Annotated in this window: 22 protein-coding genes; 13 read left to right on the top strand and 9 right to left on the bottom strand. The window is 62.9% G+C overall.

The window, feature by feature from the left end; translation table 11 throughout:
* Positions 1–51 precede the first annotated feature (51 nt).
* The 4 genes from betI to NKK50_RS05135 all read left to right on the top strand — a co-directional run bounded on the left by betI (position 52) and on the right by NKK50_RS05135 (position 4,335).
* Complete coding sequence (gene betI / locus NKK50_RS05120; RefSeq protein WP_023711681.1) at positions 52–714, top strand: transcriptional regulator BetI; 663 nt, start codon at positions 52–54, stop codon at positions 712–714.
* 53 nt (positions 715–767) lie between these two features.
* The gene (locus NKK50_RS05125; protein ID WP_023748364.1) at positions 768–1,850 is read left to right on the top strand and encodes an ABC transporter substrate-binding protein; all 1,083 of its coding nucleotides are present in this window, start codon (positions 768–770) and stop codon (positions 1,848–1,850) included.
* Positions 1,851–1,966: 116 nt separating this feature from the next.
* Positions 1,967–3,043, top strand: coding sequence for an extracellular solute-binding protein (locus tag NKK50_RS05130; RefSeq protein ID WP_023835005.1), 1,077 nt, complete (start codon positions 1,967–1,969; stop codon positions 3,041–3,043).
* Positions 3,040–4,335 carry a flavin monoamine oxidase family protein gene (locus NKK50_RS05135; RefSeq protein WP_352543152.1) on the top strand — a complete coding sequence of 432 codons (1,296 nt, stop codon included), beginning with the start codon at positions 3,040–3,042 and terminating at the stop codon, positions 4,333–4,335. Before NKK50_RS05130 ends, NKK50_RS05135 begins: the two co-directional genes overlap by 4 nt.
* A 39-nt stretch (positions 4,336–4,374) precedes the next feature.
* Here NKK50_RS05135 and NKK50_RS05140 read toward each other — a convergent pair whose 3' ends face one another.
* From NKK50_RS05140 to NKK50_RS05150, 3 genes are all read right to left on the bottom strand, one after another.
* Positions 4,375–5,448, bottom strand: coding sequence for an ABC transporter ATP-binding protein (locus NKK50_RS05140; RefSeq protein ID WP_352543153.1), 1,074 nt, complete (start codon positions 5,446–5,448; stop codon positions 4,375–4,377).
* 91 nt (positions 5,449–5,539) lie between these two features.
* Positions 5,540–6,364 (bottom strand): ABC transporter permease, encoded by an 825-nt coding sequence (locus NKK50_RS05145; protein WP_352543154.1) that lies wholly within the window; start codon positions 6,362–6,364, stop codon positions 5,540–5,542.
* Positions 6,361–7,278, bottom strand: a complete 918-nt coding sequence (locus tag NKK50_RS05150) for an ABC transporter permease (RefSeq protein ID WP_023701363.1) — start codon at positions 7,276–7,278, stop codon at positions 6,361–6,363. Before NKK50_RS05150 ends, NKK50_RS05145 begins: the two co-directional genes overlap by 4 nt.
* 292 nt (positions 7,279–7,570) lie before the next feature.
* On the opposite strand from NKK50_RS05150, the gene NKK50_RS05155 reads away from it, so the two are divergent.
* Entirely contained in the window at positions 7,571–8,983 is a 1,413-nt protein-coding gene (locus NKK50_RS05155; protein WP_352543155.1) for an aminotransferase, read from the top strand.
* Between the two features lie 15 nt (positions 8,984–8,998).
* Here NKK50_RS05155 and NKK50_RS05160 read toward each other — a convergent pair whose 3' ends face one another.
* Positions 8,999–10,201, bottom strand: coding sequence for an aromatic ring-hydroxylating oxygenase subunit alpha (locus NKK50_RS05160; protein ID WP_023711686.1), 1,203 nt, complete (start codon positions 10,199–10,201; stop codon positions 8,999–9,001).
* A 504-nt stretch (positions 10,202–10,705) separates the two neighbouring features.
* Here NKK50_RS05160 and NKK50_RS05165 point away from each other — a divergent pair.
* On the top strand, positions 10,706–11,086 hold the full coding sequence (locus NKK50_RS05165) for a hypothetical protein (protein WP_023701367.1): 381 nt from the start codon (positions 10,706–10,708) through the stop codon (positions 11,084–11,086).
* Positions 11,087–11,320: 234 nt separating this feature from the next.
* Here NKK50_RS05165 and NKK50_RS05170 read toward each other — a convergent pair whose 3' ends face one another.
* Both NKK50_RS05170 and NKK50_RS05175 read right to left on the bottom strand, forming a co-directional pair.
* Positions 11,321–13,411 (bottom strand): PAS domain S-box protein, encoded by a 2,091-nt coding sequence (locus NKK50_RS05170; protein ID WP_352543156.1) that lies wholly within the window; start codon positions 13,409–13,411, stop codon positions 11,321–11,323.
* Positions 13,412–13,633: 222 nt separating this feature from the next.
* Positions 13,634–14,362 carry a response regulator gene (locus NKK50_RS05175; protein WP_023690130.1) on the bottom strand — a complete coding sequence of 243 codons (729 nt, stop codon included), beginning with the start codon at positions 14,360–14,362 and terminating at the stop codon, positions 13,634–13,636.
* 94 nt (positions 14,363–14,456) lie between these two features.
* On the opposite strand from NKK50_RS05175, the gene NKK50_RS05180 reads away from it, so the two are divergent.
* Positions 14,457–15,161 carry a response regulator transcription factor gene (locus NKK50_RS05180; RefSeq protein ID WP_023670063.1) on the top strand — a complete coding sequence of 235 codons (705 nt, stop codon included), beginning with the start codon at positions 14,457–14,459 and terminating at the stop codon, positions 15,159–15,161.
* A gap of 71 nt (positions 15,162–15,232) precedes the next feature.
* Here NKK50_RS05180 and NKK50_RS05185 read toward each other — a convergent pair whose 3' ends face one another.
* Positions 15,233–15,403, bottom strand: coding sequence for a hypothetical protein (locus NKK50_RS05185; protein WP_023670062.1), 171 nt, complete (start codon positions 15,401–15,403; stop codon positions 15,233–15,235).
* Between the two features lie 178 nt (positions 15,404–15,581).
* Here NKK50_RS05185 and NKK50_RS05190 point away from each other — a divergent pair, with 178 nt between their 5' ends.
* Both NKK50_RS05190 and NKK50_RS05195 read left to right on the top strand, forming a co-directional pair.
* On the top strand, positions 15,582–15,821 hold the full coding sequence (locus tag NKK50_RS05190; RefSeq protein WP_352543157.1) for a hypothetical protein: 240 nt from the start codon (positions 15,582–15,584) through the stop codon (positions 15,819–15,821).
* 279 nt (positions 15,822–16,100) lie between these two features.
* Positions 16,101–16,562, top strand: a complete 462-nt coding sequence (locus NKK50_RS05195) for a L,D-transpeptidase (protein WP_023683946.1) — start codon at positions 16,101–16,103, stop codon at positions 16,560–16,562.
* Positions 16,563–16,726: 164 nt separating this feature from the next.
* On the opposite strand, the gene NKK50_RS05200 is transcribed toward NKK50_RS05195, so the two are convergent.
* Positions 16,727–19,810 carry an efflux RND transporter permease subunit gene (locus NKK50_RS05200; protein WP_023696405.1) on the bottom strand — a complete coding sequence of 1,028 codons (3,084 nt, stop codon included), beginning with the start codon at positions 19,808–19,810 and terminating at the stop codon, positions 16,727–16,729.
* Positions 19,807–21,111, bottom strand: a complete 1,305-nt coding sequence (locus NKK50_RS05205) for an efflux RND transporter periplasmic adaptor subunit (RefSeq protein WP_023708598.1) — start codon at positions 21,109–21,111, stop codon at positions 19,807–19,809. Before NKK50_RS05205 ends, NKK50_RS05200 begins: the two co-directional genes overlap by 4 nt.
* Positions 21,112–21,260: 149 nt before the next feature.
* Between NKK50_RS05205 and NKK50_RS05210 the strand changes: the two genes are divergently transcribed.
* From NKK50_RS05210 to chrA, 4 genes are all read left to right on the top strand, one after another.
* The gene (locus NKK50_RS05210; protein WP_023670057.1) at positions 21,261–21,797 is read left to right on the top strand and encodes a TetR/AcrR family transcriptional regulator; all 537 of its coding nucleotides are present in this window, start codon (positions 21,261–21,263) and stop codon (positions 21,795–21,797) included.
* Between the two features lie 348 nt (positions 21,798–22,145).
* The gene (locus tag NKK50_RS05215) at positions 22,146–22,934 is read left to right on the top strand and encodes a 3-hydroxybutyrate dehydrogenase (RefSeq protein ID WP_023670056.1); all 789 of its coding nucleotides are present in this window, start codon (positions 22,146–22,148) and stop codon (positions 22,932–22,934) included.
* Between the two features lie 140 nt (positions 22,935–23,074).
* Complete coding sequence (locus tag NKK50_RS05220) at positions 23,075–23,893, top strand: chromate resistance protein ChrB domain-containing protein (protein WP_023748367.1); 819 nt, start codon at positions 23,075–23,077, stop codon at positions 23,891–23,893.
* Positions 23,890–25,281 carry a chromate efflux transporter gene (gene chrA, locus NKK50_RS05225; protein ID WP_023751679.1) on the top strand — a complete coding sequence of 464 codons (1,392 nt, stop codon included), beginning with the start codon at positions 23,890–23,892 and terminating at the stop codon, positions 25,279–25,281. Before NKK50_RS05220 ends, chrA begins: the two co-directional genes overlap by 4 nt.
* The last annotated feature ends 166 nt before the right edge of the window (positions 25,282–25,447 follow it).

The following is a 25,447-nucleotide window of genomic DNA, read 5'->3' on the forward strand; positions in this document are numbered from 1 at the left end:
TGGAAGCCGGCTGTCGTGGGATAGCCGGCAATGTGGAGCATGACGGCACCGATGAAAGCTGCGCGCGAAGAGCGATCCTCCGACACGTCTGGAGAAACCGAACCGGAAAAACGCGGCCGCAAGGCGTCGAAGGAGGTCAGGCAACAGCAGCTGATCGAAGCGACCATCGATTCGCTGGCCAAGCGCGGCTACGCGGAGACGACGATGGCCGATGTCGCCGATGGCGCCGGCCTGTCGCGCGGCATCGTCAACTTTCATTTCGAGAGCAAAGAGAAGCTGCTGATCGCCACCCTGCAGTATATGTATGACGAGTATTCGGCACATTGGCGTGCTGCCCTGCGGAAAGCCGGTGATGACCCAGCCCGCCAATTGCAGATTCTGGTTTGGGCCGACTTCGACCGCTCGATCTGCAACAAGCGCAAGCTCGCCGCTTGGCTCGCTTTCTGGGGCGAGGCCAAGTCGCGGCCGGTCTATCAGGCGCTGAGCAGTTCCCGCGACGCATATTACCAGCAGGTCTTCATCGACCTCTGCGCGACGCTCAAGCAGAGCGGCGGCTATGCCTATGAGCCGCAGGTGATGGCGCTGGCGCTGTCAGCCATGTTGGAAGGCCTGTGGCTGCGGTTGATGATGGGAACCGAAGACACCACGCGCGAAACCGCGCTGCAAGCGGCCAACGCGTTCCTCGCAGCCGCCTTTCCCAAGCACTACGGATAACCAGAAGCCGGCCAGTCGAGTCGGCAATGCAATGACAAAGAGGATGGAACAGCATGAAAAGAATAACCCGACGCCTGACACTGACATTGGCGCTGACGGCGACGCTGGCTGGTTCGGCTGCGGCGATTGCGGTCGCCGCCGACAAGGACCTGATCGTGTTCGACTGGTCCGGCTATGAGGACCCGAGCTTCCACCCCAAATATGTCGAGAAGAACGGCGACTCGCCGACCTTCGCCTTCTTCGGCGACGAGGACGAAGCCTTCGAGAAAGTGCGCTCCGGTTTCAAGGCCGATCTTGGCCATCCCTGCTCGCAGAGCGTGACAAAGTGGCGTGAGGCGGGGCTGCTGCAGCCGCTCGACACCTCGAAGATCACCGGCTGGAAGGATCTCAATCCCGGCATCATGGCGATGAAGGATCTGGCCACCACTTCGGACGGCAAGGCCTGGTTCATGCCGTGGGACTGGGGCAACACCCAGCTCACCTACAACTCCGACAAGATCGACGCGAAGGATGTGCAGTCGCTGAAGGCCTTCGCCGATCCCAAGTTCAAGGGGCGGGTCTCAATCGGCGACAATGTCGACGACGCCTATGCGCTGGCCAGCCTTGCCATCGGGCTTAAGGACTGGACCAAGATGACGGACAACCAGTTCAAGCAGGCTTCCGACTTCCTGCGTCAGGTGCACAAAAATGTCCGCTCCTACTGGACCGATACCACCGACGTCGTGCAGTTGCTGAGCGGCGGCGAGGTCGATCTCGCCTGGGCATGGAACGATGCCACGGTACAATCCGTCGCTGCCGGTGTGCCGATCAAGTCCAAGAAGGATACGGACGAAGGCATCTCGACCTGGGTCTGCGGCTACGTGCTGTTCAAGGACGCACCCGGCAATGTCGACAAGGCCTATGACTACCTCAACGCGATCAACGATCCCGAGACCGCCAAGGTGCTGGTCAAGGACTGGGGTTATGGCCAGGCCAACGCCAAGGGCATGGCCGGCGTCGACCCGGCGATCCTGAAAGAAAAGGGCTATGACGACGTGCAGAAATTCGTCGACAAGACCCTGTTCCAATCGCCCGTGCCGTCGTCGCTCAAGCTCAAGATGATCGCCGAATTCGAGAAGATCAAGGCAGGCTACTAAAGCTCTGTCCGGCCTCCTCCGTCTGCCTGTCAGTGCGCCGGGCAGACGGTCTCGCCAAGGCCGCTGAAATTCCGTAACGTCGCCCGGCCGCTTTTCGCGATGAGGAGTTTCGCGCCATGAATTCCATGCTTCGCCGCCTCGCCCTTGCCGCTGCTCTTACAGTCGGCGCTGGCGCCGTGCTTGCTTATGCCGAAGGCGGCGGCGACCTCGTCGTGTTCGACTGGTCAGGCTATGAAGATCCGTTGCTGCACCCCGACTACACCGCCAAATACGGCGCCGAGCCGACCTTTGCTTTCTTCGGCGACGAGGAGGAAGCGTTCCAGAAGATGCGCGCCGGCTTCAAGGCCGACATCGCCCACCCCTGCTCGCAAAGCGTGACCAAGTGGCGCGCGGCCGGCATTCTGCAACCGCTCGACACCTCGCGGATCGCCGGCTGGAAGGATCTCAATCCCGGCATCATGGCGATGAAGGATCTCGCCGTCACCGCCGACGGCAAGGCCTGGTTCATGCCGTTCGACTGGGGCAACACTTCGCTGCTCTACCGCACCGACAAGGTCACCGCGGAGGAAGCGCAGTCGCTGAAGATTTTCGCCGATCCCAAATTCAAGGGCCGCGTCACCATCGGCGACAATGTCGATGACGCCTATGCGCTGGCCAGCCTGGTCATCGGCCTCAAGGACTGGACCAAGATGACCGACGCGCAGTTCCAGGAGGCGTCCGCCTTCCTGCGTGACGTCCACAAGAACATCCGCTTTTACTGGACCGACGACACCGACCTCAACCAGGCCTTTACCGGCAATGAGGTCGACCTCGTCTGGGGCTGGAATGAGACCTTCGTGACGCTCAAGGGCCAAGGCATGCCGATCGCCATGAACCGCGACACCAGGGAAGGCATATCCACCTGGGTGTGCGGCTATGTGCTGATGAAGGATGCGCCGGGCAAGCTCGATCAGGCCTATGATTTCCTCAGTGCGGTCAACGCGCATGCCGTGTCCGATTACTTGGTCAAGACCTTCGGCTACGGCCACGGCAACAGCGCCGGGATGGCCGCGATCGACCATCAGGTGCTGAGCGACCGTGGCTTCGACAATCTCGACAAGTTCTTGGACAGGACGCTGTTCCAGCAGCCGGTGCCGCCTGAGCTCAAGCAGCGCATGGTCACGGAATTCGAGAAGATCAAGGCCGGCTATTGAGCGACAGGATTGAAAGAACCGATGTCGTCATCGTCGGCGCCGGTTTCACCGGCCTGTCGGCTGCGCTTGAGCTGAGAAAGGCCGGCATCGATGTCGTGCTGCTCGAAGCACGCGACCGCGTCGGCGGCAGGGTCGAGGCTATTCGCAACGGGCTTGGCGAGCGCATCGACAGCGGCGGCCAGTTTTTCTGCGAAGACATGCCGGAGGTGACGGCGCTGGCCGCGTCCCGTGGCAAGGCCTTCGTCGAAACCTATGTGAATGGCGATTTCATCACCCATCCATCGCTGTCGGTCGAAGAGGCCGAACGGTCCTATCATGGCGCGATGGCAATCCGCGAGCGGATGAATGCGATCGAGCCGGACGATCCCTCGATCGCCGGCATGAGCGCTGCCGCCTGGCTCGAACGCCAGCATGATCCCACTGACGCCAAGACGGCTTTCCGCTCGATGATCGAAGGCCTGTGGTGCCTGGCGATGGACAAGGTGCCGCTGTGGTACCTCATCGACAATGACCGCCGCATCACCAACGAGGTGCCCGAGCTGCAATATTCGCTGCTCGAAACCATGCAGTCGCTGGCCGAGGACATGGCGGGAGATCTCGGCGACAGGGTTTGGCTGAACGAGCCGGTTACGCGCATCGAGCACGGGCCGCAAGGGGTTCGTGCCGTCTCGGCAAGCAGCGCCATCGAAGCGCGAAAAGTGCTGGTCGCGCTGCCGCCGGCGACGGCCGCGAAGCTGGATTTCGCGCCCGCTCTGCCGCCGGCTCTCGCAAAGGCGCTCGGCGTCTGGGAAAGCGGTGCGGTGATCAAGATCCTGGTGCGCTATCCCACGCCGTTCTGGCGCGAGCGCGACCTGTGCGGCATGGTGATGTGGCGCGACCTGCCGGGCCTGTTCGCCTGTGACGCCAGCAAGGATGCGCAACATGCCGCGCTGGTCGTCTTCGTCGGCGGACCACTGGCGTTGCGTTGGCGTCCGCTCGCGGACGCGGCGCTGCGTGCGGAGGTCACGGCAAGGCTCGTTGATGCCCTTGGCCCGGAGGCGGCCGATATTATCGATTTCAGCCAGCGGGACTGGATCGATGACCGCTGGAGCGGCGGCGCCTACAGCGACCTTATTGTCGATGTGACGGCACGGGATGCCGAGCGCACGATCCGTGCCGGCGCAGATCCTGTTCATTTCGCATCGTCGGAACTGTCGCCGTCATTCCCGGGCTATGTCGAAGGCGCCATCGTGATGGGGCGGATCGCAGCCAAACAGATCGCGACGGAACTTAAAATTCTTAGTGGAGCATGATCTTATTCCGAATCCGGTTTCCACTTTTCGGGATCATGCTCAGTCCGCCATCGCCACCAAGGCCTCCGGATCGTAGCCGAGGCGGATCGAAGTGCCGACGGGGATATCGTCGGCGCCGAAGTCGTTGGTCTCGGTGACCGACAGTGGCTTTTCCAATCCGGGTATCTCGACGATGAGATGGGTGATCTCGCCAAAATAGTGGCGTTCGACCACCTTGCCGGCCACTTCGAATTTCGCCGTCGCGTTGTCCCACAGCACGCGCAATCGCTCCGGCCTGATGCCCAGCGTGGTGCCGCCGCCATTGCGCATGAAGGCCTTCGGCTTGTCGGTCCTGACCCGGCCGAAGCCCAGCGTGTCGACGACCAGCGAGGCGCTGCTCTCCTCGACGATCTGCGCTTTTACGAAATTCATGCCGCCGAGGAAATCGGCGACCTGGCGGTTGACCGGCCGCTGGTAGATTTCCTTGGGCGAGGCGACCTGGGCGATCTTGCCGCCGAACATTACGGCGATGCGGTCGGACATAGCGAGCGCCTCATACTGGTCATGGGTGACCAGCACGAAGGTGATGCCGACCGCCTGCTGCAGGCGGCGCAGTTCGAGCTGCATCTGCTCGCGCAATTTCTTGTCGAGAGCCGACAGCGGCTCGTCGAGCAGCAGCACCTTGGGCCGCATCACCAAGGCGCGGGCGAGCGCCACGCGCTGGCGCTGGCCGCCGGAAAGCTCGGTGGCGAGGCGTTTGCCGAGGCCGGTGAGCGACACCTGCGCCAGCGCTTCCTCGACGCGGCGCTTTTCTTCCGTTCCTCCCAGCCTGAGCCGTTTCAGCCCATAGGCGACATTCTGCTCGACATTGAGATGCGGGAAGATGGCATAACTCTGGAATACCATGTTGGTCGGCCGGCGGTTGGCGGGGATGCCTTCCATCGACTGGCCGCCGACCGAGATCGAGCCGCTGGTCGGGTTGTCGAAACCGGCAATCATGCGCAGCAGCGTGGTCTTGCCGCAGCCGGAAGGGCCGAGCAGCGAAAAGAACTCGCCCTCCTTGATGGTCAGCGAGGCGTCGTCGAGCGCCTTGAACGCCCCATAGCTGCGGGTAACGCTGCGGATTTCGATCATTGCTCGGTCGGTTTGGGGTCGATCAGATTGGGCCCGCTCGGACTTATCTTGCTTGGATGGCTCATCCTGAGGCCGTTCGGCCCGGGACTGCTCAGGCATAGAGGCCTCCCTCGCTCTGGGTGCGTCTGGCCGCATGGCGGCGCAGGATCTCGGCAACGGTCATCAAAACGAAAGAGGCAACCAGCAGCAGCGTGCCCAGCGCCAACACACCCGGCAGCTTGGCGGCAAAGCGCAACTGGCCCCAGATATAGATCGGCAGCGTCGTCTCGGTGCCGGTCAGGAAGAAAGCGATGACGAACTCGTCGAGCGAGATGGTGAAGCAGACCAGGAGGCTGGAAATGATCGCCGGCGCCACCATCGGCAGCGTCACCCGCCGGAAGGTGCCGAAGGCACTCTCGCCGAGATCGGCGGAGGCTTCTTCGAGGCCGCGGTCGAAGCCCTCGAAACCGGCGGTCAGCACCGTCATCGAATAGGGAATGCAGATCAGGACATGGCCGAGTACGACGGTGAACAGCGAAAGGCTTAAGCCCAGTTGCAGCATGACCAGCAGCATGGAGATGGCGAGGATTATTTCCGGCAGCACCAGCGGCGCCATGATCAGGCCATTGATTGTGCGGCGGCCGGGATAGCGGTAGCGGGTGATCGAGCGGGCGGCGAGGATGCCGAGCAGCGTCGCCAGCACCGATGCCGAGATACCGACGATCAGGCTGTTCCAGGCGGCGTCAAGCAGCGCCGGCGTCTTCGGCAGGTCTTGGTACCATTTCAGCGTATAGCCGGTGAGAGGAAATTTTGGCGTCGGCGCGGTGTTGATCGAGAAGATCGGCAGGAAGATCACCGGCAGATAGAGAAAGACGACGTAGAGGAAGGCGTAGGCGGACAGCCAGCCGCCGGGAAAAAGGCGCCGCCTCGCCGTCATCGCGCCAGCCTCTGCAGCGCGCGGATGATGAGCACGGTGGCGCCCGCCATCAGCGTCACGACCAGCATGGTGGTCACGGACAATGCCGCGCCGAGTGGCCAGTTGGAGGCCTTATGGAACTGCGACTCGATGGCATTGGCGATCATCACGCCATCCTTGCCGCCGACCAGCCTTGGGGTGACGTAGTCGCCGACGGTGGGGATCATGACGATGAGAGCGGCCGAGATGACGCCCGGCGCCGACAGCGGCAGCGTCACGCGCAGGAAGGAGCGCAGCGGGCCGTCGCCAAGATCGGTGGCAGCCTCGACCAAGGTGCGGTCGACCTTCTCGAGCGAAACGAAGATCGGCAGGATGGCGAAGGCCGCCCAGGCGTGTGTGAGCGTGATGATGACGGCGCTGGAATTGTAGAGTAGCGCGGTCGATGGTTCGTCGATGATGCCGAGGCCCATCAGGCCGGAATTCAGCACGCCATTATAGCCGAGGATGACTTTCCATGACATCACGCGCAGGAGATAGCTGGTCCAGAACGGGATGGTAATCAGGAACAGCCACAGGCTCTTGTGGCGACCGCCATGGAACGAGATGAAATAGGCGATCGGATAGGCGAGGATGACGGTGAAAAAGCTCACCGTCAGCGAAATGTAGAGCGAGCGCCACAGAAGATCGCGGTAGATCGGCTCGGTCAGCGCGATGCGATAATTCTCCAGCGTGAATGTATGGTCGATGGTGAGGTAGTTCTGCGTCCAGAAGGAGTGGGCGAAGACCACCAGGATCGGCACCAGCAGCAGGATCAAAGCGTAGACCAAGGTCGGGCTGATCAGGGCAAGGCCCTGGACTGATTCGGACTGCAGAAGGGCGTTTCGCCTTGCTCGCGTCATGCGTCGCGTGGGCACCCCTTCGGCAGCTACCGTCATTGCAGCGACCCGGGCGTGATCTCGGTTGCTGGCTCGAACTGTTCCGCCATGATGCTCCCATTGACCGGGCCGGCTGCCTGTTCCCAATTTTTGCGGAGCGCGCTTTGCTGGTTGCGCTCCAAGCTTGCCGGCTTTCTTTCATCATGAGCCCATCCGTGCATTGAAATCAAGCGCTATTTCTGTAATATTGATTGAACGGACATTCAAAATTAAGTGAAGAAGGCCGGCTTTCCTGCCCTTGGCGCTTCGCTTTCTGTCCGGTGAAATTACGCTCAGACGATGCGAGGCAATGATGGCGGCTGCAAGAGACCTAAGAGCGATGGAAATGGCTGACGGTGGCGATGCGGTCGAGCTGGCCAAGCGCCATCTCATCCAGCCCTGGCCTTATGCCGGCTCGGTCGGCAATGAAGCGCGTGCGCTGATTGGCGAGGGCGATGGCATCTACATCACCGATGTAACAGGCAAGCGACTGATCGACGGGCCGGCCGGCATGTGGTGCATCAATGTCGGCCACCGCCGCGAGGAGCTGGCCAGGGCGATGTACGACCAGGCGATGATGCTGTCCTACAACACGCCCTGGTATACGATGAATGCGCCGTCGGCCGAGCTCGCCAAGCGCCTCGCCGATCATGCGCCGGGCGATCTCAGCCATACCTTCTTCACCACCGGCGGATCGTCGGCTGTCGAGACGGCACTGCGCTTCATGCAGTTCTACAACAATGTGCGCGGGCGGCCGGAAAAGAAGCTGATCCTCAGCCGCGGCGGCGCCTATCACGGCTCGACCTATCTGTCGGCCTCGCTCAACGGCCGGCCGCGCGACCGCGACTGGATGGACGGCGCCGACGATCTGGTCGTCAAACTGTCCTCGCCAGACCCGTTCCGGCGGCCGAAAGGCATTGACATCGCCGCCTTCTGCGATTTCCTGGTCGATCAGTTTCGCGATGCGGTCGCCCGCGTCGGCGCAGAGAAGATCGGTGCTTTCGTCGGCGAACCGGTGCAGGCATCCGGCGGCGTCGTGGTGCCGCCGGATGGCTATCTCAAGCGCATTCGCGAAATCTGCAGGGACAACGATATCCTCTATATCTCCGATGAGGTGGTGACCGGCTTCGGGCGGCTCGGCCATGTCTTTGCCTCCGGCGATGGCTTCGGCATCGACCCCGACATGATCACCTTCGCCAAGGGCGTTACATCAGGCTATTTCCCGCTTGGCGGCGTCATCATCTCGGAGCGGCTGCTTCAGGAAATGCGCCGTTCCAACCATCCCGATGCGATGTTCGGCCATGGCCTGACCTATACCAGTCATCCCATCGGCTGCGCGGTGGCGCTGAAGAACCTGGATATCCTGGAAGACAGCGTGCTGGCCCACACGCGCGATGTCGCGCCCTATTTCCAGGCGCAGTTGAAGACGCTGGAGGAACTGCCGCTGGTTGGCGAAGTCCGCGGCATGGGCCTGATGGGCTGCGTCGAGTGCGTAGCCGACCGCGAAAGCAAGGATCCGCTGCAGCTCGACAAGGATGTCGGCAAGCGCATCGACGCGCATTGCCACGAACTCGGCCTCCTGGTCCGGCCGCTGATCAACATGTGCGTGATGTCGCCGCCGCTGATCATCACGCGAGAGCAGATCGACGACATGGTGGCGATCCTGCGCGAAGGCATTTCGCGGACCATGGATGATCTGCGCAAAGAGGGCGTGTGGCAGGGGTGACTGGCAGTTCCGCCCCTACACCTGCGAGCGCATAGCCTCATTGAGGTTCCACATGTCCTTCTCCTCCGGCGCCGTCTCCAGGCCCAGCACCGGGATCTGCTTGCGCAGATGGTCGTGGTGGGTGCGCACACCGTATTCGAGGTCGGAGAGATAAAAACCCTCGAAGGCCTCCGAGATCATGGACTCGTTTGACCAGACGGAAAGCTGCACGTCCTCGTTCATGGTATCGCGGTCGATGCGGTAGGCGAGATAGCGGGCGGCCGCCTGTTCCCGGGTCTCGTCGGGGTAGCGGTAGATGGCGCCGCGCAGCAGCGTCTCGCCGGTCGACAGCGGGAACTCCTGATAGAACTGCACCGATTCCGGCATGATCGACAGCGCGTTGTTGGGGAAGATGCCGTAATAGATCCAGGCCCTGCGCAGATGCTCCGGCAGGTGTGAGGCATCGGGCGTGAGCTTGATGTATTCGCGCACGCTCCAGCGCCGGCCGGCATGCGGATTGTAGGTGGCAAACGAGCGCGACACGCCGTTGATGAACGGCTCATCGAAATAGGTCGAGCCGTAGAGATCCTGCAGCGCCGGATGCGCCATGGCGACGTGGTAGCCTTCATTGTCGACGTCGCGCACCGACTTCCAGTTGACCGGCGTTTTCTGTGTCCAGATGCCCCAGGACGGCACCATCTCGGCCGCATTGTAGTGGGCCATCTCGGCCTCGATCGGCTTCAACAGTTCGGCCACCGAAGGCTGCGGGCCCCCCTTGCGAAAGCGGACAAAGATGAAGCCCATCCATATCTCAAGGTCGAGCGGCATCAGGCCGAATTCGGTCTTGTCGAGCTCGGGGAAGGAGCGCGGCCGGGCGGCGCCGCGCAGCGTGCCGTCGAGATTGTAGACCCAGCCATGGAACGGGCAGACCAGCGCGTTCTTGCAGGTGCCCTGGCTGTCGGCGACGACGCGGCTGCCGCGATGCCGGCACATGTTGTTGAAGGCGCGCAAGACGCCGTCCTTGCCGCGCACGATGAGCGCCCGCTCGCCGACCACGTCCATAGTCAGATAGTCGCCGGCATTCGGCACGTCGCAGACATGGCCGGCGATCTGCCAATGGTTGCGGAAGACGTATTCCTTCTCAAGTTCGAGAAGCGCGTCGGAGTGATAACTCCAGCCCGGCAGACCCCGCCGGTCCCAATCATTGGGGATCGCCACGTCACGGAGATGCGGGTTCATAAAAAAGCTCTTCTTTTATTGAATACTCATTCAATAAAACCATATTTTGCGTTGAAATGCAATGGCTTGTAGAAATCTCAACTTTTCAAGTCGGCACAATAGGGCCGGCTGAAAGCCAGAAAATCCCGGAATATCCGGGCGTTAACCGGGGTCGTGAAATAGCTGTCCGGCATGCGGATTTGGCCGTGCCGAGCTTGCAAACACGGCCCGCTCCGAGACGAAAAATACCTGGCGTCCGCAAATTCGATCCGCAGTGTGAGCTTGTTCATAGTGCGGCCGACAGGAAGCGGGCTTGGTGCGTTCGCGGCCCGCCTGTCGTCAACATTTGATTGCGCGCATGAAACAGCTTCGCAAATGCATCTTGCCGTCGGCACATGACCGGATCTGTCCGGATATGCCCGAATTTCTTGTTTCAAACCTGTTACGCGGGCAAGCCAAGCGCATCATTCGCCCGTTACCAGGCGCGCTTAGGTTCGTTTCATAAGAAAACGAAGGGGGGCAGCAATGCATACGAAAATCGAGATCACCAGCAACGAACGGCGCGCCAAACCGGCACTGCGTCAGCGCGCCAGCGACCATCCGGTTGCGATGTTCTCCATGCTGGGCGCCTGCGCTCTGGCCGTCATGTTCCTGACACCGGCTTCCGGTCCGGCCTTCGCTTCGCTCAACCCGCCGGCCAATGTCGTCCAGGGCGCGCTGACCACCATCAAGACCGCCCGGCTGCCGGAGCCGGAAATCGATTTTGCCTGCCAGGGCCAGGCCTGGGGCGCCGAGAGCGCGGAGTGCCTGCGCGTCATCGCCGCCCAGTCCGGCGTGCACAAGGCGCGTGCCGTCCGCATGATCGCCAACGCAGCGCCGCTGACCACGACACCCAACGTTTTCTGAACCTCCCGAGCGCTTCCTCCCGCGCTCGTTCTTGGCTCCCGCCGCTTCCCTCGGTCGGGAGCCTCTTTTTTAGGGTCTATCGAGATTCGGGTGAGGCCGGCCTGCGCATGGAGGTTCCCTGCGCTTCCGGTGCTCGCGTACTTCAAGTACGCTCCGCTCCGGTTCTCGGGAACCACCATTCTCGACTCGGCCTGACCCGAATCTCGATAGACCCTACGTGGGTGCTTCGAAAACTTAGCCGGCGGCGGCGACCTGGTCGGCTATTGCCGAGAGTACGCCGCGGACGTCCAGCGTCGAGAACGGCTTTTCCAGGATTTGCGGGCGCTGCGGCGCCGGCAAGGCTTCGATCTCGGCCTTGGCGCCGATCAGGTCGCCGGTGACCAGCACGAAGCGTTTGGCCAGCGCCAGGTTGTCGGCGAGCAATTCGCGGTAGATGGCAATGCCGCTGGTGCCGGGCATGCGCAAGTCGGAAAAGACGATGTCTGGCGGCATGTGGCCGGTCAAGGTCGCCGCCGCCGACGTCCAGGCCGGCACAACCCGCGACTTGATACCCATCAGTTCCAGGATGTCGGAGAGGGAGCCGGCGACGTCGGGTTCGTCGTCGATGATCAGCGCATGGCGCAAGCCGCTGGAACGAGCCGGGCTGTCGCCGGCTGCTGCCGCGCCGCCGGTGATTACCGGCAGCTGGACGACGAAGCGCGCGCCGCGCGGCAGCACCTCCTCGAACCAGATATTGCCGTTGTGGCGCTCGACGATCGATTTCGAGATCGACAGGCCGATGCCGGTGCCGACGCCGACCGGCTTGGTGGTGAAATAGGATTCGAAGATGCGGCTGCGGATCGCCTCGGGAATGCCCGGTCCGTTGTCCTCGACCGAAAACCCGGGGTTGCCGCGATCGCTGCGGAATGTCCGCACCTTGATCAGGCGGTCGCCGCCGATACCGGCCAGAGCGTGTTGGCTGTTGATCAGGAAATTGGCGGCCACCTGCGTGACGTGGTCGGCATCGGCCATCGCCAGCAGCGGGCCGGGCGCGAAATCGGTGTCGATGATGATGCCGCTCGAGCGTGCGCCATAGGCGGTCACTTCGAGTGCCGCGCGGATCACCTGGTTGAGATCGGTCTCGGCCTGCGCCGCCGGATGCAGGCGCACCATCGACAGGAAGCTTTTGACGATGCGGCCGCAGCGCTCGGCAGCGGCGCGCACTTTCTCGGCGCGAACCTTGGTCTGCGGGTCGGTGGCGAATTCATGCAGCAGCGTCGACTGAGCAACGACCACGGCGAGCGGATTGTTGAGCTCGTGCGAAACACCGGCCAGCAGCGAACCCATCGCCGCCATCTTCTCGTTCTGGTGCAGTTTTTCGCGCTGGCGGTTGATCTCTTCTTCGGCGCGCAGCTTATCGCGCAGATCGCGGATCGAACCGAAGATGAGCTGACGGTCGGCCACCCGCATCTCGGTCGCCGTCAATTCGATGGGAAACACCTCGCCGGCCGCATTCTGTGTCACGGTCTCAAGCCGCTGGCCAACCATCGGCGCGCCGCGGCCAGACATGTATTCGGCGCCCGAGACATAGCCCTTGCGGTAATATTCCGGCACCACGGTATCGAGCAGGTCCTTGCCGAGGATGTCGCTGCGCTGATAGCCGAACATCTTTTCGGCGGCCGGATTGAATTCGATGATCGAGCCGGTCTCGTCGATGACGATGATGGCGTCGAGCGACGCCTGCAGCATGGTGCGGCGGATGACTTCGCTGGCATGGGCGTCGGACGGCGAGTGCTCGATGGCGTCGCCGATGGCGAGCGCGATGATGTGCATCGTCGCCTCTTCCTCTTCGGTCCATTCGCGCTCGTTTAGGCAGTCATTGACCGCGAACGTGCCCCACAGATGACCGTGCGCGAACACCGATACCGACAGGAACGACTTGATGTGCTGCTTTTCGAAATCGGCCCTGAGGAACCCGTCGAGATCGCGCGTATGGCCGGCGAAGATTTTGCCTTGCCGCTCGTCCTCTCCAATCCGCTCCAGCAGCGGATCGGTATCGACGATCGACTGCATGATCACCGTCGGCGAAGCCAGTTCGCCGCCGAAGCGAGGATCGATCCAGTAGGCGGCGACCGATTGGGCGAAGCCCTGGCCGGGCAATTCGCGCAGCCTGAACAGGATGCCGCGCTGGCAATTCATGGCGCTGCAGAGCGTTTCGAGGATGGTTTCCATCTCGCGCTGCCAGTCGCCGGCATCGCGCAACCGGCGGACGACTCGCACAGCCGTCATCGCGGCGCTCTGGCGAGCGCCTTGCGGGTCCATACGTGGTGCTGGTTCAGCGGTCATGTCAGCCATCAGTAAAGGGCCGTCGAATTAGGCAGCTATGGAGCATTTCACGAAAAAGGTGAAACGCTCCATGTTTCAATGCAATCCCGAACGGAAAATCGCTACGCACTGTTCCTGGAATTGCTAAAGCGCTTCACCGTTTCACGGAAACGGAGAAGCCTCTATCTCTTTGTTTTCACACAATTCCGGGCGGAAACCGCGTACACTTTTCCTGTAATTGCTCTAGTGCCCGTCACCGGTCGGCAGCGAGAAGATATAGCCTTCGCCGCGCACTGTGCGCAAAAATTTCGGATTGGCCGGATCGGTTTCGATCTTCTTGCGCAGCCGCATGATGCGAATGTCGACGGCGCGCGACGATTCAGGATCCTCGACAAAACCAATCGCCTCGGAGATCGCCGATCGCGTCAACAGCCGGTTGGCGCGGGTCAGGAAAACCTCCAGCACATCGAACTCGCTCTTGGCCATGTCGATGACGGCGCCGTTGGCGCCGGTGACAAGCCTGCCGTCGAGGTCGGCCTGGAACGGGCCGAAGGTCAGGCGGCGGCCGCCATCGGCTTGTGTCTTCGCCGCCTGGGGCGGGCTCGGCTGCGGAACGCGGCGCAGCACGCTGCGCACACGAGCCAGCACCTCACGCAACTCGTAGGGCTTGACGATGTAGTCGTCGGCGCCAAGCTCCAGCCCGACAATGCGGTCGAGTGCGGTGCCGGCGGCCGTGGCATAGATGATGCCGACCGGTATTTGCGAGCGCAGCCAGCGGCCGAGCGACAGTCCGTCCTCGCCCGGCATGGCGATGTCGAGAATGGCCAAATGAAACGATTCCGTCTCCAGCAAGGCGCGCGCCTCGGCCGCGCTTCCGGCCTGGGTCACATCGTAGCCGTTGGCGCCGAGATACTCGGCGACCGCGTCCCGGAGATCGGGCTCGTCCTCGACGATGACAATCCGTGCCCGCACTATGGCCTCGCTCCCGCTTTCAGCGGAAAGTAGATTGGGTATAAACATGATGTCCAGCACTCATATCCGGTTGCGGGGGAACGGGAAGAAAAACATGGCTGCACGATCCGTCATCGCGCTGGTTTCCGTCGCCGATGTGGTGGCCGGCGATCTTGCCGATCATCTCGACCGGCGCGGCCATGACGTGCGCGAGGCGCGGCAGCCCTGGGAAGCTGAATCCCTGCTTTCGGCCGGAGGCATCGATATCGTCATCGTCGGCGACAGCCTCAGCCAGGCGGAGGGGCGGGACCTGCTCAGGCGTTATGGCGGCGGCCAGAGCGCGGACGGGAAGGCGGGGCCGGATTTCATCCTGATCTGCCGGCCGGCCGATCTGGTCGACAAGGTGCTGGCGCTCGAGCTTGGCGCCGCAGATGTCGTCGAAAGTCCGCTCAATGTCAGGGAGCTTGCCGCGCGCATCGGCGGCCTGCTGACGCGGCGCGGCAGGTCCGCCCAGGAACTGATCGTGCTGGAAAATGCCACCGTCGATTTGCGGTCGGCCATCGTCATGCACCGTTCGGGTACGGAAGAACAGCTGTCGCCGGGCCAGGTGGCGCTGCTCAGGCTGTTTCTGGCCAGCCCGCGCAAGGTGCTGACGCGCGACGACATCATTGCGGCGGCGCCCGCCGAAAATGCCGATGCCTTCGATCGCTCGATCGATTCGCGCATCGTGCGGCTGCGCCGCAAGCTCGACACCGAAACCATCACAACTATACGCGGCGCAGGCTACCGGTTCGACCCGCCGACGCAGCGCGCCGACTGAGGGTCGGGAGGCTGGATTGTTCCTCGGCTCGCCCAAAAAAGCTGCGCAATCTTGGGCGCCATGCATAGGCGTCAGCGCACCACCAGAAGCGATGGTCCCGACGGCAATTCGCTGGCGACTACGATTTCGCTGGCGGCATGCGCGCGGTCCTTCAGAAGAACCGTGGCGAGACCGGCAAAGCCGAGCAGGCCTTGTGCATAGAGCAGTACCGAAAGCACGGAGGCTGCAGATTTCGTCTTCATCGGTTGTCCCCAAAAATCAGAACCGCGGGTGCTCCAGGATAAACCCGAAGTGCCCGCGTCGCCCACGGAGCCCCCCGTTGCGACGCGGGCCTTCGGTCCTCTCGGCAGCAAGTTGCCGGAGGGGCCGCGCATCCACTTCAACCCGAGGCCGACCCGCCAGAGGGCCCTGAGACGGTTGATGCGCAGACTGGAGACAATCCAGACCAAGGCTATGAACAGCGCGGCATGCAGCGTCGAAATCTCACCCGAATTCATCACCGCCAGTTTCGTCATCGGGGTGCCGGCTACTGTGCCGATTCCGCCGACGACAAATGCGGCGATGCTTATCCTGAAGAGCCAGGACAGGGTGGTTGATTTGATACTCATTTTCGTTGGCGCCGGCTGTTCTCGTTGGGATGACTGTGCCGCGAGCCTGTAACCAGATCATGCCGCCCAGGCCGCGCTTTGTTGCAAGTCGGTTTCGAGCGAAGCCAATCTTCTTTCATATAAGGACATCAGCACTTTCGTTTGGGGGCGCGGTGCGTGATCGGGAGTGCGCAGCGAAGGCGGAGCACGCTTCCCTTGTCCACCTTGCTTGTTAACCAGAGGAAACAGATTCGAAACACAAACGAGCCTCAGCGAAGTCAGTCTGAAACATGGCGCGGGGATAAGGCGGCCACCGAATTGACGCCGGCAGGACCGGCAAAGAGGAGCCATCATGTACAAAGCCATTTCCGCCAAACTCATCAACGTCACCGCCGCAGCCGGCGGCGCCGCGCTTCTGCTTGGCACCGCCAACAGCACCGCCCATGCCGCGGCAAACCAGATCGTGGCGCGTGTTTCGCTGTCGCAGCAGACCATGGAAGTGCTGGTCGATGGCCGGCCGACTTTCGCCTGGAAGGTCTCGACCGGCGACAGTGCGCATGTCACGCCGACCGGCTCGTTCAAGCCGACCCGCATGCACGAGATGTGGCATTCGAAGAAATACGACAACGCGCCGATGCCGCATTCGGTCTTCTTCAGCGGCGGCTACGCCGTGCATGCGACCAACGCCATCAAGCGGCTGGGACGGCCGGCGTCGCATGGCTGCGTGCGGCTGCATCCCGACAATGCCGCCGACTTCTACCAGTTGGTCGAAACCTTCGGCCCGACCAACACCAGCATCGTCATCGTCAAGTAGCAGACTGCGTTTGGAGCGATGGTGCAGCGCAGCCGGCCAGGTCATGCCGCACCGCAAGTTCCCGCCTGAAGCTCCATCAGAGCTTCGCGGTAAATCAATCCAGTCAAAAAAGAGGCCGGAAATTTCCGGCCTCTTTTCGTTTGTTCGCTAACGCCGTTCGCAGCTCAGTCCGCGTGCACCGGCATCAGCTTCGGGTCTGGCTTTTCGGCGTGGTGCGGCAGGTCCTTGCTGGCGATGAAGGTGTAGAACATCGGCACCACGAACAGGGTGAACATGGTTCCGACCAGGATGCCGGTGAAGATCACGAGGCCCATCGAATAGCGCGCCGCCGCACCAGCACCACTGGACACGATCAGCGGCACGACGCCGAGCGCCATCGCCGCTGTCGTCATCAGGATCGGCCGCAAGCGCACCTTGGCCGAGGCGACGATCGCATCGCGCCGCCTCATGCCATGCAGCTCGCGCTGCTGGTTGGCGAACTCGACCAGAAGAATGCCATGCTTGGTGATCAGACCTATCAGTGTGATCAGGCCGACCTGCGTGTAGATATTGAGCGTTCCAAGCCCCAGATTGAGCGGCACGATGGCGCCAAAGATCGACAGTGGCACCGCCATCATGATGATCAGCGGGTCGCGGAAGCTTTCGAACTGCGCCGCCAGCACCAGATAGATGACGATTACGGCGGCTGCGAACGCGATAAGGATCGTGTTGCCCTGCTCCTTCTCCTGCCGGGACTGGCCGGAATAATCGATGAAGAAGGTATCGGGCAGGCTCTCCTTGGCAAGGTTCTCCAGGGTCTGCAGCCCGTCGCCCGTGGTGACGCCGGGAAGCGGCAGCGCTGATATCGTCGCCGAGTTCAGCTGGTTGAACTGCTCGATCGCGGCCGGCGCGGCGTTGGTCGAAATCTTCACTACCGCTGAAAGCGGCACCATTTCGCCGGTCACGCTACGCACGAAATATTCGCCGAGCTTCTCGGGATTGTCGCGGAATTCCTTCGGCACCTGCGGGATGATGTCGTAGCTGTTGGAGTCGCGGTCGAACTGAGCCACTTCGGCGCCGCCGACCAGCAGCGTCAGCGTCTGGCCGATGTCGGCGATCGGCAGGTTGAGAGCCGCCGCGCGGTCGCGGTCGATGGTCACCGTCACCTGCGGAGCGTCAAAGGACATCGAGTTTTGCACGACGATGAAGCGGCCGGAGGCCTGCGCCTTGTTCTTAATCTGCTCGGCCGCCTCGTAGACCTCGGCGGAACCACCGGTCGAGCGCACCACCATGGAGATCGGCAGGCCGCCGCCGGAGCCCGGCAGCGTCGGCGGCGCGAAGACGAAGGCCTCGACGCCGGCCACCTTGCCGAGGCGTCCCTGGATATCGGCTTGAAGCTCCTTTGAGTTGCGCTGGCGCTCGGCCCAATCCTTGAAGGCGAAGCCGACAAAGGCGCCGTTGGTGGCGCCGCCAAAGGCAACGGCAGAGAATTGCGCCCTGGTTTCGGGAATGTCCTTCACCAGGCCGAGGATCTGGTTGACGTAGGTCTCGGTGTAGTCCGAGGTCGCGTAGCGCGGTGCCGTCACGATCGACAACAGGAAGCCCTGGTCCTCTTCCGGCGCCAGTTCGCTCGAGGTCTTGGTGAACATGAAGCCGGTGAGCGCAACCAGCGCCACGACCATCAGCAGTGTCACCGGTCGATTTCTCAAGGAGGCGGTGACCGCCCGCTCATAGACATGCTCGACACGGCTGAAGGTTCCGTCGACGACGCGCTGGAAGCGACTGTGCGATCCCGCCTTGAGCAGACGCGCCGCCATCATCGGCGTGATGGTGACGGCTATGAGGCCGGACAGCACCACCGAACCGGCGAGCGTCACCGCGAACTCGCGGAACAGCGCGCCGGTCAGGCCGCCGGTGAAGGCCAGCGGCGCGAACACGGCGGCGAGCGTGATGGTCATGGCCACGATGGCGGAGAAAATCTCGCGCATGCCGTTGAAGGCCGCCTGCATCGGCGACATGTGGTCCTCCTCCATGTGGCGATGAATGTTCTCCACCACCACGATAGCGTCGTCGACGACAAGGCCGATGGCCAGCACCATGGCCAGCAGCGACAGAAGGTTGATCGAATAGCCGACCGCAAACAAAAGAAAGCAGACGCCGACCAGCGACAGCGGGATGGTCACGATCGGCATCATCACCGAGCGGAATGAGCCGAGGAACAACAGGATGACCACGACGACGATGGCGACGGCTTCGGCGATGGTCTTGAACACTTCATCGATCGAGGCGCTGATCTGTTCGGTGGAATCGTAGACGATTTCGATGGTCATGCCTTTCGGCAGCGTCTCTTGAATCAAAGGCACGATCTTGTGGATCGCCTCCGCCGTTGTCAGCGGGTTGGCGGCCGGCGTCGGGAAGATGGCGAGGAAGGTGCCGGGCTTGCCATTGAAGCTCACCCTCGTGTCGGTGCTCTCGGCGGCAAGCTCGACTCGCGCCACGTCGCGCAAGCGCACCACCTGGCCGTCCGTCGAGCGCAGCGGAAGCTCGGCAAAGGCCTCAGGCGTCTGCAGCGTCGAGCGAACCGTGATCGAGGAGACGACATATTCGTTCTCGGTGTTGCCGGGCGCCGACAGGAAGTTGGAGTTGTTGATCGCCGCCAGCACTTCGGCGGCGGTGACGCCACGCGCAGCAAGCTTGACCGGGTCGATCCAGACCCGCATCGAATATTCCTCGGCGCCGAAGATCTGCACGTCGGCGACACCTTCGACCGTCGACATGCGGGGCCGCACGACGCGCTCGATATATTCGGTGAGCTGCTCCTTGCTCATGTTCGGATTCTGCATCGAGATGTACATCATCGCGAACTCTTGGCCGGTGCCCTTGACGATGACCGGGTCCTTGGATGCATCCGGCAAGGTGCCGCGTACGCCCTGCACCTTCGACAGGACCTCGGTGAGCGCGACATCCGGATTGGAGCCGAGCTTCATCTGGACGACCACAGTGCTCGAAGACGGCCGGCTGGACGAGGTGACGTAGTCGATGTTCTCGGTCGAGGCGACGGCCCGCGCGATCGGGGCGGAGATAAAGCCCTGGATCAGGTCGGCGCTGGCGCCGGGATAGGCGGTGGTGATGGTGATCGCCGTCTCGTCAACCTTGGGATACTGCCGGATCGACAGGTTGAAGATGCCCTGGAAACCCAGGAGCAGGATCATGCAGGCGAGGACGGTGGAGAGGACCGGCCGGCGAATGAAGATGTCGGAAAAGTTCATTGCTGAGCCTGCTGGTTAGCCGACTTGCTGGGGTCAATGGTGTTGTCGACAGCGACGGACATGCCGTTGAAGAGACGGTTCTGACCGGCGGTGACGACCTCGTCACCGGTCTTGATGCCCTCGATGATCTCGACCATGCCGTCGTTGCGGCGGCCGGGCTTCACGAACACCTGCGACAGCACGAGCGCCGGCTTTTCCGGTTCTGCCGCGGGCTTCGCGGGGTCGACAGCCGGCTTGTCCGCGGGCTTCGCCGCGGCGTCTTCGGCAGCCGGTTTCGCGTCTGCCGGCTTTGCATCTGCCGCCGGCTTTGCTGCGTCGGCCCCCGCGGCAGGCTTTTCCTCGGGTTTCGCGGCTGGGGCGCCTTCCGCCGGCTTCGCCGGAACGACGACGAAGACGAAGTCGCCATAGAGGCTCGACGTCAATGCCGTCTGCGGCAAGGACAGAATGTTTTTCTCCTGCGGCAGCTCGACGCGAACCTGGACGAACTGGCCGGGCGTCAGCTTGCCGTCAGGGTTGGCGACCTCGCCGCGGACGGACACCAGGCGGCTTGAAGCGTCGATCTTGGGATCGATGCCGCGAATGGAGCCGGCAAACGGCATGTCGGCGCCGCCGCCGGTGCCGCCGAGGCCGAGCCGCACCGCCTGGCCTATCTTGAGCAGCGGCAGCTGCTGTTCGGGTACCGAGAAATCGACCCGCATGGTGTCCAGATCCTGCAAGGTCACCACTGCGTTGCCGGGCGAGAGATATTGGCCGAGGTCGATCTTGGGGATGCCCACGGTGCCGGCGAACGGCGCCGTCAGCTGCTTCTGATCGAGCACGGCCTGCAGCTTGTTGACCTGCGCGGCGGAGGCCGATGCAGCGGCTTGAGCGGTGTCGAGCGTGGCATCCGTTCCGACGCCGCGCCGCTGCAGCTCCAGCGCGCGTTCGAGCGCCGTCTTGTCGGACACGGACTGCGCCTTGGCCGCGACCAGATCCGCGCGTTCGACGGCATCGTCGAGCTGCAGCAGGACCGAATCGACCGGCACCTTCTGGTTGGCATGGAAAAGGATGTCCTTGACGATGCCGCTGGTCTCGACGGTAAGGTCGACACCGCGCACGGCGCGTACCGTGCCGATCGCCTCGACGCCCGGCGTCCAGTCGGAAGGCTTGACGACAACCGTCGATACGGTCGTCGCCGGCGGCTTCATGGTGGCGAAATACTGTTTGATAGCGTTGTCGCGGAACAGGTTGAAGCCGACAACGCCGACGCACACCAGAGCGAGCAGAAGCAGAATTGCGGTGATAGAGATGAAGCGCTTCACGAACTGTCCCCTCGGCCGGTGTCCGGCAAAATAGCCGAATAGCGGGACACTTATCGACGCCAGGTCCCGATTACAAATGACGGCGAACTTACTGTACCGTCTGGACGGTCTTGTCAATTCCGCCTAGGCTGGTGCGGGGGAAGGGATCGATGAAGACCCAAAGGGCAAATTCGCGCGACAAGATACTCGCCGCCGCCGCCGATGTCGCACGCGAGACCGGTCCCGGCAGCCTGTCGCTTGACGCCGTCGCCAGCCGCGCCGGCGTGTCGAAAGGCGGCCTGTTATATAACTTTCCGACCAAGGCCAAACTGATGCAGGGCCTGGTGGAGAATTACCTGCGCGCGTTCGAGCTGGCGCTGGAATCGGGCCGTGTCGCCGGCGCCAGCGGCGAGAGCCTGCTCGCCACCTATATCCGGCTCTCGGCGGATGATTGTGAGGAGCCGAAGCCGACGGCTTCGTGGATATTCTCGGCGATCGCCGAGGATCCGGATTTCCTGACGCCGATAAAAGCCTTCAAGTCACAGCTGCTGCAGCGGCTGAAGAGCGAGACGCCGGACCTCAAGACGCTGCTGGTCTGCTTTCTGGCCATCGAAGGGCTGCGCAGCATGAACCTCTTCGATTCCGACGTGCTGTCCGCCGACGAACGCCACTTGCTGGTATCGGCCCTACTGGAGATTGCGGGATAGCTCAGGGCGTCGCGGTCGAAGAAGCGATACGGGCCGGGCGGAAAGGACGGTTAGTGAGCGGCATGGCATAGGCACGCATCACGACATCGGCGATTTCAAGCTACAGCCCCCCTGATTCGTTGGATCGATGCTTCAGGAATGACTGCGCGAATGCGCGGCCGACTATGTTGCGCCGCACCATAACACTGCCGTGCCAGCCTTGACGTGTCAGCCTTGAGACGGCGCTCGGCGAGGCCGGCAAAGCGCGTTTTAGGGCTGTGATGGCGCCGGCATATGGTTATGGCATTGTCATGTTGCGGCGCACAAACTATGTGCCTTTGTAGTCCTCCTAACAGTCGCGAGATCTCCATGGGTTCCCTTTCTTCGAAGAATGCGCTCGTCACCGGATCGACCAGCGGCATTGGCCTGGCCATTGCCCGCGCCCTTGCCGCCGAGGGCTCCAACGTCACGATCAACGGCCTTGGCGAAGCCGCGGCGATCGAACAGGAGCGCGCCGGCATCGAGAAGGATTTCGGCGTCCAGTGCCGCTACTCCGGCGCCAACATGATGGACGGCGCAGCGGTGACCGCCATGGTGCGCGAAGCCGAGCAGGCCTTAGGCAGCCTCGACATTCTGGTCAACAATGCCGGGATACAGCATGTCGCGCCAATCGAGGAGTTTCCCGACGACAAGTGGGAAGCCATCATCCGCATCAATCTGCTTGCCGCCTTTTACGCGATCAAGGCCGTGGTGCCCGGCATGAAGGCGCGCAAATGGGGCCGCATCATCAACACCGCGTCGGCGCATGCACTGGTCGCCTCGCCGTTCAAGTCGGCTTACGTCTCGGCCAAGCACGGCATAGCGGGTCTGACCAAGACGGTAGCGCTGGAAGTCGCGCAGGACGGCATCACCGTCAACGCCATCGCGCCCGGCTATGTCTGGACGTCACTGGTCGAAAGGCAGATCCCCGACACGATGAAGGCGCGCGGCATGACCGAGGAACAGGTCAAGCGCGACGTGCTCCTGGCGGCACAGCCGACGAAGCAATTCGTCACCGTGGAGGAGCTCGCCGCGCTGACGCTGTTTCTGTGCTCGGACTCGGCCAGGCAGATTACCGGCACGACTTTGCCGATGGATGGCGGCTGGACGGCGCAGTAGGCGCGGTCCCCCGGCGCCGCTCTTTCCTTGACAAAGACGAAGGATCAATCCAGCATTGTGGCAAGGGGTTCCTTCGCGACGACCCCGTGAGGCGTCAGCCCAATGATCGCGTCCAAACTCTCACTCTGGAGGTGGACGCCATGCCGTCAACAACCGCAATCACCGTAGCGCAGCTTTCCCGCCTTGTCGGTCTGTCCGACGCGCCTGTTCTTGTCGATGTCCGCATCGACGAAGACTACGACGCCGATCCGCGCCTGCTTCCGGCCTCGTGCCGGCGCGACTTCAAGTCTGTTTCGAGCTGGGCTGCCGAATTAACGGGGGCTCATGCTGTCGTCATCTGCCAGAAGGGGCTGAAGCTTTCGCAAGGCGTTGCCGCATGGCTGCGCCATGAGGGCATTGCTGCCGAATCCCTTGAAGGCGGCTTCGAGGCGTGGCAGGCGGCCAAGGGACTTCTGGTCAAGGCCGACAAGATACCGCCCCGCGACGACAAGGGCCGCACGGTCTGGGTGACGCGTGCCCGCCCCAAGGTCGACCGCATCGCCTGTCCCTGGCTGATCCGCCGCTTCGTCGATCCCTCGGCGGTGTTCCTGTTTGTCGAGCCGTCTGAAGTGCTGGCGGCCGCCGATCGGTTTGGGGCGGTTGCCTTCGACATCGACGACGTGTTCTGGAGCCATCGCGGCGAGCGCTGCACCTTCGACACGATGATCGAAGAGTTCGGGTTGCGGTCCGAAGCGCTCGATCGCCTTGCGCTGATCGTGCGTGCAGCCGATACGGCGCGCCTCGATCTCGTACCGCAGGCGGCCGGGTTCCTCGCTGCATCGCTCGGGCTGTCGCGCATGTTCCGCGACGATCTCGAACAGCTTGATGCCGGCATGCTGCTCTACGATGCGTTCTTCAGATGGTGCCGCGATGCCACTGACGAAACCCACAATTGGCCCAGCGCGGGCAAAGCGCCATGAGCGCCCTTGCCGCGGACGACGATGCACAGGCTACCGAGGCTCCGATCGTCCCGACCTTCCGCCAAGCCGCGAAACTGTGGGCAAGGATCGGCCTGCTCTCCTTCGGCGGGCCGGCCGGACAGATCGCGCTGATGCACAAGGAATTGGTCGAGGATCGCCGCTGGATCGGCGAGCAGCGGTTCCTGCATGCGCTCAACTACTGCATGCTTCTGCCAGGCCCCGAGGCACAGCAGCTCGCCATCTATATCGGCTGGCTGCTGCACCGGACCGCCGGCGGCCTCGTTGCCGGCATCCTGTTCGTGCTGCCCGGTGCGTTTGTCATGCTGGGCCTCAGCATCTTCTACGTGCTTTACAATGATGCGCCCGTCATCGAGGCGCTGTTTTTCGGCATCAAGGCGGCGGTGCTGGCCGTCGTCGTGGAGGCGGTCCTCCGCATCGGGAAACGGGCGCTCAAGAACCGGGTGATGATGGCGATCGCGGTGGCCGCGTTCCTTGCCATTTATGTCATCAGGCTGCCGTTTCCGCTGATCATCCTGGTTGCAGGGCTGACCGGCTGGATCGGCAACCGCCTGGCACCGGCGCGTTTTTCCGGAGCCGCACGCGGCAAGGACAATTTGCCCGATGTCAGGGGCGCCGTCGACGTCATGTTCGAACGCGGCGAACTCGCTCACACCAAGCCGACGAAATGGCACGCGCCGCGCACCATCGCGATCTGGGTGCCGATCTGGCTCGGGCCGGTCGTACTGATCCTGGCGCTGACCGGCCCTGCCAGTGTTTGGGCACAGCTTGGCGGCTTCTTCAGCCTGATGGCGGTGGTCACATTCGGCGGCGCCTACGCCGCACTCTCCTATGTCGCGCAGGCAGCGGTGACGTCGTTCGGCTGGCTGGCGCCGGGTGAAATGGTCGATGGGCTTGGCCTGGCCGAGACGACGCCGGGACCATTGATCCTGGTGCTGCAATTCGTCGGCTTCGTCGCCGCCTACCGGCACGCCGGTGCGATGGGACCGCTTGTCGCCGGATCGCTCGGCGCATTGCTGACGCTCTGGGTGACGTTCGTGCCGTGCTTCTTCTGGATCTTTCTCGGTGCCCCCTACATCGAAGCGCTGCGCGGCAACAAGGCACTGTCGGCGGCGCTGAGTGCGATCACGGCGGCTGTCGTCGGCGTGGTGATGAACCTTGCGCTGTGGTTCGCACTGCATGTCGTCTTCGGCGCGGTGCACCGCGTTGGCCTGGGCATGGAGGTGCCGGTGCTGTCGTCGCTGGATTGGCGTGCCGCGCTGCTGGCGGCAGCCGCTATGGTCGCCATGCTGAAACTGAGGATCGGCATGCTGCCGACATTGGCCGGCTCGGCGCTGGCCGGACTGGCGCTGCTGGCCTTGCCTGCGTAGCGTCCGAAGGCGCGACCAGCCATTATCACAGCCGGATTTTTGAGGTATGCCGGGCCGGCGCACAACGGTCGCGGGCGCTGGTAGGATCAGCGCTGGCGCCGGAGATACGCTTTACGTCGAACCCGATACCGCCAAGCTGAACCTGCTCGACGCGGAGAGCGGCGCG

The organism is Mesorhizobium sp. M0001 (genome assembly GCF_040324255.1).
Lineage (GTDB): Bacteria > Pseudomonadota > Alphaproteobacteria > Rhizobiales > Rhizobiaceae > Mesorhizobium.